The following is a 10,540-nucleotide window of genomic DNA, read 5'->3' as shown; positions in this document are numbered from 1 at the left end:
GCGAAGGTGACCGCCCGGTCGATCCGGTCGCAGCGGGCCAAGACGCTGCCTAGGCGTCGTCCTCCCCCTCCGCCGGCTCCCCACCCGGCTCCTCTCCGTTCAGCAGGTCTCCGTTCAGCAGGTCCAGGATCTGCTGGCCGTACTTCGCCAGTTTGTTCTCGCCGACGCCGTTGACCGTGCCGAGTTCGGTGAGGGTCGCCGGGGCCACGGTGGCGATCTCTCGGAGGGTCGCGTCGTGGAAGATGACGTACGCGGGCACGCCCTGCTCCTTGGCCGTGGCCGCGCGCCAGGCGCGCAGGGACTCGAAGACCGGCACGATCTCCTCCGGCAGCTCGACCGGGGCGGCCCGGCGGCCGGAGCCGCCGGACTTCGCCTTCGCGGCGCGCGCCGGGCGCTCCGGCTCGCGCCGCAGCATCACCTCGCGGCCGCCGCCCAGCACCTCGGCGCTGGTGTCGGTGAGGACCAGCGTGCCGTAGTCGCCCTCGACGGCGACCAGGCCCTGGGCCAGCAACTGGCGCACCACGCCCCGCCATTCGCCCTCGCGCAGATCCGTGCCGATGCCGAAGACGCTGAGCTGGTCGTGGTCGAACTGGATGACCTTGGCGGTCTTCTTCCCGAGCAGGATGTCGGTGATCTGGCCCGCGCCGAACTTCTGGCCGCGCTCGCGCTTGAGCCGGACGATCGTGGACAGCAGCTTCTGGGCGGCGACCGTGCCGTCCCAGGCCGAGGGTGGCGTCAGGCAGGAGTCGCAGTTGCCGCACGCGGTGCTCTTCTCACCGAAGTAGGCGAGGAGTTGGACGCGGCGGCACTCGACGGTCTCGCAGAGCGCGAGCATCGCGTTGAGATGCGCGGCCAGCCGGCGGCGGTGGGCCTCGTCGCCCTCCGAAGTGTCGATCATCCGGCGCTGCTGGACGACGTCCTGGAGCCCATACGCCAGCCAGGCCGTGGACGGCAGGCCGTCGCGGCCCGCCCGGCCGGTCTCCTGGTAGTAGCCCTCGAGGGACTTCGGGAGGTCGAGGTGGGCGACGAACCGCACGTCGGGCTTGTCGATGCCCATGCCGAAGGCGATCGTGGCGACGATCACCAGGCCCTCCTCCCGGAGGAAGCGCGACTGGTGCTCGGCGCGGGTCCGCGCGTCGAGCCCCGCGTGGTAGGGCAGCGCCTCGATCCCGTTCTTCACCAGGAACTCGGCGGTCTTCTCGACGGAGGCGCGCGAGAGGCAGTAGACGATCCCGGCGTCCCCCGCGTGCTCGGTCCGCAGCAGGTCCAGGAGTTGCCGCTTCGGCTCGTTCTTGGACTCGATGCGGTACTGGATGTTGGGGCGGTCGAAGCTCGCGACGAAGTGCCGGGCGTCCTTGAGGTTGAGGCGGCCCGCGATCTCGGTGTGGGTGGCCTCGGTGGCGGTCGCGGTCAGCGCGATGCGGGGCACGTCGGGCCACCGCTCGTGCAGCTGGGACAGCGTGAGGTAGTCGGGCCGGAAGTCGTGGCCCCACTGGGCCACGCAGTGTGCCTCGTCGATCGCGAACAGCGAGATCGTGCCGCGGTCGAGCAGCCGCAGCGTGGCCTCGACCCGCAGCCGCTCGGGCGCGAGGTAGAGCAGGTCCAGCTCGCCGGCGAGGAACTCGGCCTCCACCAGCCGCCGTTCCTCGGAGTCCTGCGTCGAGTTGAGGAACCCGGCGCGCACGCCGAGCGCCCTCAACGCGTCGACCTGGTCCTGCATGAGCGCGATGAGCGGCGAGACCACGACGCCGACACCGCCGCGTACGAGCGCGGGGATCTGGTAGCACAGCGACTTTCCGCCGCCGGTCGGCATGAGCACCAGGGCGTCGCCCCCGGCGATCACATGCTCGATGATCTCCTGCTGGGCGCCGCGGAACGCGTCGTATCCGAAGACGCGCCGCAGCACGCCGAGGGCGGGGCCGCCGCCGGCGTCGCCGCCCGCTCCGGAGGTGTGGTCCAGGTCCGTCGTCGCTGTCATCCGCCCATCCTAGGAGGATCACGGCGACGCCCGTGCGGCCTGTGGATAACCCCGGAGCAGCCCGAGGGCCCCAAGGGCAGCGGCCCGAACCGGGCCCCGGTCCACCCCCGTGGAACCGGGCCCGCGCCGGGCCTCCGCATCAGCTCACCCTGCCCGGGAAGGTCACCGTCCCGGGCAGCTCACCGCCCCGGTCAGCTCACGCTCCCCGTCAGTTCACATCCGCCCGTCAGCCCACATCCACCAGCTTCTCGAACCAGAACTCGTGCTTCAGGAACGAGACGTCGTACTCCTCCCCCTTCCCCGGCGGGATCAGCTGGGAGGCCTGGATCAGGCGCCAGCCGTCGCGGAGGGCGGCGACCCCGGAGTCGTACGGCGGCTCGTCGCTGTCGCCCGTCGTGGGGTTCGTCAGCCCGGTGCCGTCGTAGGAGGCCCAGCCGAGGACGGCGGCGTCGAGGCCCGAGTGGGCCAGGTAGAGGACCAGGACCTGCTGTCGCTTCATGCGTGGCTCCGGGATACGCGGTTCGGTCGGTTGGTCACGCGGGTGACCCAGTGGTCGAGGTCGAAGCTGTCGTCCCCGGTCAGCGCCCGCCACAGCCGTACGCGGTTGTGGTACTCCAGGCGCCCGGCCGCGTTCTCGTACCAGGGGAAGCGGGTCCGCAGCTCCTCGGCGACCGCCGGGTCCGCGAGGTCGCCGGTGTTCCACAGCCGCACCTGCCGGACCGTGGGGTTGAACCGGATCTTGTACATGTAGCGCTTGACCGCGCTGTCGTTGCGGCGGCCGCCGTGCCAGATGCCGTGGTGCACGATGACCACGGTCCCCGCCGGGCAGACCAGCCGGGTCTGGCCGCGCAGGTTCTGGTAGCGGCCGGTGTCGGTCTCGTTCGTGCGGCGCAGATGGCTGCCCGGCACGCTGAGGGTGCCGCCCATCTCGAGCGTCACCTCCTGCGGGTAGTACATGAGCTGCACGTCGAACGCGTCGGGCCGGACGTCGATGATCGCGTCGCCGTGCAGCGGCTGCGCCGTGCCGCCTTCGGGCTCCCGGATGTGGACGTGGTGGTGGTCGATGAGGGGGTCGGGGCCGACGAGGCTGCGCAACGCGCCCGCCACGCGGTCCAGTTCAACCAGGCGGCGGGAGAAGGAGCCCTCGGGGAAGGCCTCGGCGACCGGGGTCCCGTACGGGACCCCGCAGACGCCGTCGGCCAGCACCTTCAGCGCCTCCTCGTTCATCGCCTCGGGCACGACCGCGTCCAGGCGCAGCGAGCCGTGCGCGACGAACCGCGCCATCTCGACTGAGGTCAGTAGCTGTGTGTCAGTGGTCGTCACCCCTCAAAGTTAGGTCGGCCCATGGCCCTTGCGCGTGGGCTCTGTTCACCACTGCTGGTAGTTTTTCACCATGGGTGGCCAGCGTGGGTGAGCGGCGTGGGTGAGTCCGCGCAGCGGGTGCCGGTGCGGCTGGACGAGCCGCCGCGGGTGGTCAACTCCGGGGCGAGCGTGCACGGTACGGCCGCTCTCCGCGAGCGCTTCCTGCTGCCGGACCTGTGGCAGCTGCACCTGTACGGCTACGAGGCCGAGCTGACGGTCGACGGCGTGGTGCACGCCCTGCGCCCCGGCTGTGTGAGCCTCATCCCGCCCGGCGCGAAGGTGCAGTACGTCTACCGGGGGCCGTCGGAGCACCTGTACGCGCATCTTCGGCTCGGCGGGCGCGGACCGGCCCGGAGCGTGCCGGTGGTGCAGGACGCCGGGGCCGACACCCCGGTGCTCTCGGGGCTGATGCTCCAGGCCATCGCGGCCGCCCCGCACACCCCGGCCAGGTCCTCGGCGGAGGTGTGGGCGGTGCTGTGGCGGGTGGCGCAGCTGGCCGAGCGGGTGGCGGCGGGGCAGCGGCAGAACGCGGTGGCCACCGCCATCGCGTACATCGAGTCGCATCTGGCGAGTGCGCTGACGGTGCCCGAGGTGGCGCGGGCGGCGGGGGTCTCGCACAACCACCTGACCCGGCTGTTCCGGGCCGAGACGGGCAGCACGGTGGTGGCCCACATCCGGCGGCGCCGCATGGAGCGGGCGCGGCACCTGCTGCGGGAGTCGACCATGTCGATTCCCGCGGTGGCGGCGTCGGTCGGCATCGGCGACCTCCAGGCGTTCAACAAGACCTGCCGCCGCGAACTGGGTGCCTCACCCCGAGCGGTGCGGACAGCGGACCGGTGACCGGCCCACCGCCCGACCGCGGCCGCTACCGCGGCGGGGTCGGGGTGTCTGGGTCCTGGAACATGGCCTGGATGTCCAGTTCCAGCTTGACCGTCGGGCCGACGACGGCGATGCCGCGCGCCAGCATGGTCCGCCAGTTCAGCGTGTATTCCTCGCGGTGCAGCTCGGTGGTGGCGAGGGCCGCGCAGCGCAGCTCCTCCCCGTAACCGCCGTTGAGCGCGCCCAGGTAGTTGGTGTCCAGGCTCACCGAGCGGCTGACGCCGTGCATCGACAGCGTGCCCTGCACGGTCCACTTGGCGCCCGCGCGGTGGATGAAGCGGCTGCTGGCGAAGTGGATGTACGGGTAGTTCTCGACGTCGAGGAAGTCGGCCGAACGCAGGTGGTTGTCACGGGTGTTGTTGCCCGTGGTGATGCTGGAGGCGTCGATGGTGACCTCGACGTACGAGTCCTCCATCCGCTCGGCGACGCGGATCCCGCCGTCGAACCGCTCGAAGCGGCCGTGCACGTTGGCCATGCCGACGTGCTTGGCGATGAACCGGATCGCGGTGTGCGGCGGGTCGAACAGCCAGGTGCCGGGCATCGGCAGCGCGGCCTGCGGGGAGGGTTCGAGCTGCAGGCGGCCGAGCGCGGTGCGCCGCCCGGCCTCGACCTCGACCGTGCGGTGCTCGGGCAGGAGGCTCTCCACGGAGACCAGCACGGCGTACTGGCCGGGCGGGAGGGTGGCGATGAACAGACCGTACGGGTCGGTGGAGGCCTTCATCACCTGGCCGCCGGTGCGGGTGGACTTCACGGTGATGTCGGCGTTCGCCAGCGGATCACCGAGCGGGTCCACCACCTCGCAGCTGACCACGCCGGCCCCCTGGGGAACCGAGGTCGACGACAGCCCCAGTCCGTCGTCCCGGCCGATCGATCGCAGTCGCTGGAGCAGGCCGAGGCCCATGGTTTTCAGCCCTTCTGTCTTTCTGGTGGAGGGAAGCTGGGGCCGTCGCACTCCGGCAGGGCGCGGTCGCATGGGGTGCGAACGGTGGGGCGCCTGGCCGGAGTCGGTGGGGGCACGACTCCGGCAGTCACCTTAGGTGATGCCCTGGCTAGCGCCCCGCGCCCCCCGGGTCAGGGCTGTCCATGAGGGCGTGTGATAAAGGAACGGAGGGGCGGGACAGCCGTGTTCGGCTGTCCCGCCCCTCGTTCGTTCCGGATCCGACCGCCCGTCAGCCGATGTTCACGTCCACGCAGGCGTAGAACGCGTTGGCGGTGTCGGCGATGTTCCAGACGGCGAGGATCTTCTGCCTGCCGGACAGGCCGCCGAAGTCGACCTGGTGGGTCACGGTCTGGCCGGGCTGGGCCCCGCCGTCGTCGAACTCGGCAATCTTCTGCCCGCCGGCGAAGTACTGCCAGGTGCTGGTGGAGTGCCGGGCGGTCAGCGTCCAGCTGAAGGCCTGGGAGTTGCCGACGGGTGCCACCGTCCAGCCCTTGCTGTCGTCGTCGAGCTCGGCGAACCGCGAGAGGCCGGCGCTGCACGAGGTCAGGCCCTTGGGCCCCTCCACGCTCTGCGGTTCGTACTTGATGTCGCCGCAGGAGACCGTACCGGCCGCGCACTGGGCCTGGCGGCTCGGCGGCGACGAGATATAGCCGTGGGCGTTCGCGGGGACTGTCGGCAGGGTGGCGACGAGGAGTGGGGCTATGCCCGCGCCGATGGCGACGGCGAGCTTCCTCTTCTTGTCCATCTCGACTCCTTCGAAGGCCGCCGTCCAGGGTGGGGGGACGCACCGGCACCTCTACTCGCGGCGCCGAACGCCCGTCGATCCGCGGCCAATTGGTCTGGACCTTACCACTTGGCGTGAACCGGTCAACCCCTTCAACGCCCCGGCTTGCGGCAAGGGATTCACACCCGCCCCCAGATCGGCCGAACCTCGCGCAGCGCCCCGCTCGCAGTCGCCGCCCCGGCATGCGACGCCTGCGGAAGAAACCACTTTCTTCGCTGAACAGATCGCGCCACGCCTGCGTACTCCTCCCCGAAGCCGCCTGCAGGCACGGCACATCCGGTGGGAGCACACGCGAGGACGCGAGGTATCGGACATGCGCAAGAACTGGCGACACGTGGCGACGGCCTGCGGGGCCGCAGCGATGCTGCTGGTCACGGCCTGCGGTACGGAGGGCTCGAAGGCGGACGGCACCGAGCTCGTCCAGCCGGCGGCCGGCTCCGGGTCGGCGAAGGACGGGGCCGGAGGGGAGGGAGAGGCCCCGAAGCCCGGCAAAGCGGGGCAGCTGGCCGTGCGCAGCGACGGCGAGCTGGGGCCGCTGGTCACGGACAGCGCGGGCATGACCCTCTACCGCTTCGACAAGGACACGGCCGACCCGCCCGCGTCCACCTGCGAGGGCGAGTGCGCCGCCGCCTGGCCGCCGGTCGCGGCCGGCGACGCGAGCGCGTCCGCCGACCTCAACCCCGAGCTGCTGGGCTCGGTCAGCCGCTCCGACGGCTCCCAGCAGCTCACCCTGGGCGGCTGGCCGCTCTACCGCTTCGCGAAGGACACCGAGCCGGGCGACACCAAGGGGCAGAACGTGGGCGGGACATGGTTCGCCTCGGCCCCCGACGGCAAGAAGGCCGGGGCGCCGCGCCCGGCGCTCGGCGTGTTCAAGAGCCCCGAGCTGGGCGAGGTCCTGACCGACAGGAACGGCAGGACGCTCTACCTCTTCACCAAGGACACCCCCTGGCCCATGAAGACGGCCTGCGACGAGAAGTGCCTGGAGAAGTGGACGCCCGCACCGCCCGTCTCGGCGGCGGACGCCAAGGCCGCGGGCGTCGACCCGGATCTGCTGTTCACCTTCACCACCCCGGACGGCACCCAGCAGGAGGCGGTCAACTGCTGGCCCGCGTACACGTTCAAGGGCGACACGGCACCGGGCCAGACCAACGGCCAGGGCGTGGGCGGCTCGTGGTTCGCCATCAAGAAGGACGCCGAGAACGACCGGGGCAGGACCGTCCCCGCGGCCAAGGCGGAGCAGGCCCCGGAAGCGGGGGCGGACGACGGAGCCGCTCCCGGGGACGGCGGTACGTCCGGGAGCGGCTCGTCGAGCGACGGCGGAAGCAACGGCAAGAGTGACGGTGGAAGCGGTTCCGGCGGCAGGTACGACTACGGCTACTGAGCCCCCGCAGCCGCACCCGCGACCGTAACGCGCCGCACGTCACCCCGTGCGGCGCAGTACGGCGTCCAGCACCTCCCGGAGGTTGCGCTCCGGGTCCTGCACCGGGCCCGCGGCCCGCCAGGCCACGAACCCGTCGGGGCGGACGAGGACCGCCCCGTCGGGCGTCGTGCCGTGGACCTCGGCCCAGTCCTCGTCGCCCTTCTCGGGCACCAGGTCGGCGTCGGGGCCGTGCCCGACGGTGTACGACTCCAGCGGCACCGACAGCTTCTCGGCCACGGCGGGCGCCACCGCGTGCCACCCGGGGCCGCGGCCCGTACCGCCGTCGCCGCCCGCCGCGTCCGCGGCGCCGCTGAGGAGGACGAAGGACCGCTCGTAGAGGTCGAGGGTGGACAGCCGGGCGCCGAGCCGGGTCAGCCACATGTGCGGAGCCCGGGTCCCCGGCTCGCCCCTGAGGCTCAACTTCTCTGATACGGGCGGGAGTTCGGCGTCGGCGCCGAAGACCGCGCCGCGCGGGTAGCGGTAGCCCAGGACGACGGGGAGCAGCCCGCTCTTGGGCCCGCCGCCCGAGACGGGCGCCACCTGGTATCCGGGGTGGCTGTGCTCGGCGGAGCGGGTCGAGGCACGCGCGCTGGTCGCCTGCGCGACCGGCTGCCGCTCGGCCTCGTAGCTCTCCAGCAGCTCGGGCCCCGCCCAGCCGCCGAGCACGGCGGCCAGTTTCCAGGCGAGGTTGTGGGCGTCCTGGATGCCGGTGTTGGAGCCGAACGCGCCGGTGGGCGACATCTCGTGGGCGGAGTCGCCGGCCAGGAAGACCCGCCCGGAGCCGTACCGCTCGGCCACCCGCTCCGCGGCGTGCCAGGGTGCCTTGCCGGTGATCTCCACCTCCATGTCCGGTACGCCGGTCGCCTTGCGGATGTGTTCGACACACCGCTCGTCGGTGAAGTCCTCCAGGGTTTCGCCCTGTTCGGGGTGCCAGGGGGCGTGGAAGACCCACTTCTCGCGGTTGTCCACGGGCAGCAGCGCGCCGTCCGCCTCCGGGTTGGTGAGGTAGCAGACGATGAAGCGGCGGTCGCCCACCGCGTCGGCGAGCGCCGGGGCGCGGAAGGTCATGCTCACGTTGTGGAACAGGTCTCCGGGTCCGGCGTGCCCGATGCCGAGCCGCTCGCGGACCGGGCTGCGCGGCCCGTCGGCGGCGATGAGGTAGTCGGCCCGTACGGTGCGCTCCTCGCCGGTCTCCCGGCTCCTGATGACCGCCGTCACGCCCTCCGCGTCCTGCTCGAAGGAGCGGAGCTCGGTGGAGTAGCGCAGCTCGCCGCCCAACTCGCGGGCGTGGCGCAGCAGTACGGGCTCCAGGTCGTTCTGGCTGCACAGGCACCAGCCGGCGGGGCTGAACCGGGCCAGCCCGCCACCTGGGTCGATCTCCTTGAACAGCCACTCCTGCTCCCCGCCGGTGAGGGTGTGCGCCTGGAGGATGCCGTGGTTCCCGGCCAGGACGGACGCGGCCTCGCGGATCGCCTGTTCCACGCCCGCGGTGCGGAACAGCTCCATCGTGCGGACGTTGTTCCCGCGGCCCCGGGGGTGGTGCGAGGTGCTCGCGTGCTTCTCCACGAGCAGGTGCTCCACGCCGAGCCGGCCGAGGAAGAGTGACGCGGAGAGGCCCACGAGGGAGCCGCCCACGATGAGGACCGGCACGCGGTCGTCGATCTTCGCATTCATCAAGTGCTCCCAGTCTCAAGCCCCCCTTCGTCCGGGTCAGCCCCCTTGATCGAGCCCCGAACACAGGCCTCTGGACAGACCCGTACAGAGATGGGGATTCCATGGACGGGGGCGCCTGAGGACACGCCGAAGCGGCCTTTCACTCGTATGGATCACACATCTCGCGCGGTCGGTGGTGCGGGCACACGATCGATCCAGACCGGGCACCGGAGGCGAACCGCCCCGATGAACACGGCGTGACGTCGGAAAACGCGGCGCGACCGCTTCTTCGTTCGACTGTCGCGAAACGCCGCTTACGCAGTCCGGAATTCTGTCTCGAAGGAGATGTGAAAGATGACGACGCTGTCGGAAAAACCCTCGGAAAAGATATCCGAAAGGGTGTCGCAGTCAGCCTTCGACGGTTCCCGGCTGAGGGTGGTGCTCCTGCTCGATCTCCAGGACGGCGCCCAGCAGCGGTTCCTGGAGGCCTACGAGCGGCTCCGCAACCAGGTCGCCGATGTTCCGGGGCACATCAGCGACCAGCTCTGCCAGTCCATCGAGAACCCCTCCCAGTGGCTGATCACCAGCGAGTGGGAGAGCGCGCTGCCGTTCTTGGCCTGGGTCAACAGCGAGGAGCACGTGGACATGGTGCAGCCGCTGCACCACTGCGTACGGGACACCCGCTCGCTGCGGTTCAGCGTGCTGCGCGAGACCCCCGAAATGCCCAAGCACAAGCCGGAGTCCGGCAAGAGCCGCCTCCAGGTCTCCCCGCGTATAGGGGACGGAGTCGTCCGACATGCGCTCACCTTCACCGTAAAGCCGGGCAGCGAGCGCAAGGTCGCCGAGATCCTCGCCGGGTACACCTCCCCGCGCTCCCGGGTCGACGACACGACCCGGCTGCGCCGCACCTCCCTGTTCATGCTCGGCAACCGGGTCGTGCGCGCCGTCGAGGTGCAGGGCGACCTGGTCGCCGCGCTGCGCCACGTGGCCCGGCAGCCGGAGGTCCAGGAGGTCGAGGAGGCCATCAACCCGTTCCTGGAGCAGGACCGGGACCTCAGCGACCCGAACTCGGCGCGGGTGTTCTTCACCCGGGCCGCGCTCCCGGCCGTGCACCACGTCGCGGCGAGCGGCGAGGAGCCGCCCGACCTGCGGCGCCACGCGCTGCTCTACCCGGCCAAGCCCGGCTGCGGCATGGCGGTGGCCCAACTGCTCGCCCGGCAGGACGAGTTGGCGGCCGAGGACCCGGCCAACCCGGTCGTGGCGTCCACGGTCTTCGAGCGCGACGACATCGTGGTGCGGCTCGTGGACGTGCGGGCGCCGCTGGAGTCCGAACCGGCGCTCGCGCTCGGCGTCAGCGGCCGGCGGGCCGCGGGCGTGCTGGAGCGGCTGGTCGAGGCGGGCCCGCAGGGCATCACCGACAGCCAGGGGCTCACGGGGTTCCTCTCCCGTATCGACATGGACCCGATCACCGACCGCCGGGCGCAGGACCACTGACCGCCCCCCCTTCTGCCCACCCCCCTCTTC

Annotated in this window: 9 protein-coding genes; 3 read left to right on the top strand and 6 right to left on the bottom strand. The window is 71.6% G+C overall.

Features of this window, described 5'->3' with window-relative positions; translation table 11 throughout:
• Nucleotides 1–49 precede the first annotated feature (49 nt).
• From recQ to AOK16_RS17895, 3 genes are all read right to left on the bottom strand, one after another.
• Nucleotides 50–1,978, bottom strand: a complete 1,929-nt coding sequence (gene recQ / locus AOK16_RS17905) for a DNA helicase RecQ (protein WP_079101505.1) — start codon at nucleotides 1,976–1,978, stop codon at nucleotides 50–52.
• A gap of 226 nt (nucleotides 1,979–2,204) precedes the next feature.
• Nucleotides 2,205–2,477 (bottom strand): hypothetical protein, encoded by a 273-nt coding sequence (locus AOK16_RS17900; RefSeq protein WP_055473245.1) that lies wholly within the window; start codon nucleotides 2,475–2,477, stop codon nucleotides 2,205–2,207.
• Nucleotides 2,474–3,262, bottom strand: coding sequence for a phytanoyl-CoA dioxygenase family protein (locus AOK16_RS17895; protein ID WP_055473244.1), 789 nt, complete (start codon nucleotides 3,260–3,262; stop codon nucleotides 2,474–2,476). The genes AOK16_RS17900 and AOK16_RS17895 overlap by 4 nt, the downstream gene beginning before the upstream one ends.
• A gap of 135 nt (nucleotides 3,263–3,397) precedes the next feature.
• Between AOK16_RS17895 and AOK16_RS17890 the strand changes: the two genes are divergently transcribed.
• Nucleotides 3,398–4,180, top strand: a complete 783-nt coding sequence (locus AOK16_RS17890; RefSeq protein WP_240483625.1) for an AraC family transcriptional regulator — start codon at nucleotides 3,398–3,400, stop codon at nucleotides 4,178–4,180.
• A gap of 25 nt (nucleotides 4,181–4,205) precedes the next feature.
• On the opposite strand, the gene AOK16_RS17885 is transcribed toward AOK16_RS17890, so the two are convergent.
• Both AOK16_RS17885 and AOK16_RS17880 read right to left on the bottom strand, forming a co-directional pair.
• A complete protein-coding gene (locus tag AOK16_RS17885; protein WP_055473243.1) occupies nucleotides 4,206–5,120 on the bottom strand; it encodes a YceI family protein in 915 nt (304 codons plus the stop codon).
• Between the two features lie 268 nt (nucleotides 5,121–5,388).
• Nucleotides 5,389–5,904, bottom strand: coding sequence for a lytic polysaccharide monooxygenase auxiliary activity family 9 protein (locus tag AOK16_RS17880; RefSeq protein WP_055473242.1), 516 nt, complete (start codon nucleotides 5,902–5,904; stop codon nucleotides 5,389–5,391).
• Nucleotides 5,905–6,256: 352 nt separating this feature from the next.
• Between AOK16_RS17880 and AOK16_RS17875 the strand changes: the two genes are divergently transcribed.
• Nucleotides 6,257–7,324 carry an SCO0930 family lipoprotein gene (locus tag AOK16_RS17875; RefSeq protein WP_079101503.1) on the top strand — a complete coding sequence of 356 codons (1,068 nt, stop codon included), beginning with the start codon at nucleotides 6,257–6,259 and terminating at the stop codon, nucleotides 7,322–7,324.
• A 39-nt stretch (nucleotides 7,325–7,363) separates the two neighbouring features.
• On the opposite strand, the gene AOK16_RS17870 is transcribed toward AOK16_RS17875, so the two are convergent.
• The gene (locus tag AOK16_RS17870; protein WP_055473241.1) at nucleotides 7,364–9,037 is read right to left on the bottom strand and encodes an FAD-dependent oxidoreductase; all 1,674 of its coding nucleotides are present in this window, start codon (nucleotides 9,035–9,037) and stop codon (nucleotides 7,364–7,366) included.
• Nucleotides 9,038–9,370: 333 nt separating this feature from the next.
• Here AOK16_RS17870 and AOK16_RS17865 point away from each other — a divergent pair, with 333 nt between their 5' ends.
• Complete coding sequence (locus AOK16_RS17865) at nucleotides 9,371–10,510, top strand: SchA/CurD-like domain-containing protein (protein ID WP_055473240.1); 1,140 nt, start codon at nucleotides 9,371–9,373, stop codon at nucleotides 10,508–10,510.
• Nucleotides 10,511–10,540: the final 30 nt, after the last annotated feature.

Source organism: Streptomyces pathocidini, from assembly GCF_001418495.1.
Lineage (GTDB): Bacteria > Actinomycetota > Actinomycetes > Streptomycetales > Streptomycetaceae > Streptomyces > Streptomyces pathocidini.
The sequence above is the reverse complement of the archived record's forward strand: the minus strand, read 5'-3'. Positions and strand labels throughout refer to the sequence as shown.

Excerpts from the sequence above, each read along its gene's own strand:
- recQ (WP_079101505.1), bottom strand. The coding sequence starts at position 1,978 with ATGACAGCGACGACGGACCTGGACCACACCTCCGGAGCGGGCGGCGAC.
- AOK16_RS17900 (WP_055473245.1), bottom strand. The coding sequence starts at position 2,477 with ATGAAGCGACAGCAGGTCCTGGTCCTCTACCTGGCCCACTCGGGCCTC.
- AOK16_RS17895 (WP_055473244.1), bottom strand. The coding sequence starts at position 3,262 with ATGGCGCGGTTCGTCGCGCACGGCTCGCTGCGCCTGGACGCGGTCGTG.
- AOK16_RS17885 (WP_055473243.1), bottom strand. The coding sequence starts at position 5,120 with ATGGGCCTCGGCCTGCTCCAGCGACTGCGATCGATCGGCCGGGACGAC.
- AOK16_RS17880 (WP_055473242.1), bottom strand. The coding sequence starts at position 5,904 with ATGGACAAGAAGAGGAAGCTCGCCGTCGCCATCGGCGCGGGCATAGCC.
- AOK16_RS17875 (WP_079101503.1), top strand. The coding sequence starts at position 6,257 with ATGCGCAAGAACTGGCGACACGTGGCGACGGCCTGCGGGGCCGCAGCG.
- AOK16_RS17870 (WP_055473241.1), bottom strand. The coding sequence starts at position 9,037 with ATGAATGCGAAGATCGACGACCGCGTGCCGGTCCTCATCGTGGGCGGC.
- AOK16_RS17865 (WP_055473240.1), top strand. The coding sequence starts at position 9,371 with ATGACGACGCTGTCGGAAAAACCCTCGGAAAAGATATCCGAAAGGGTG.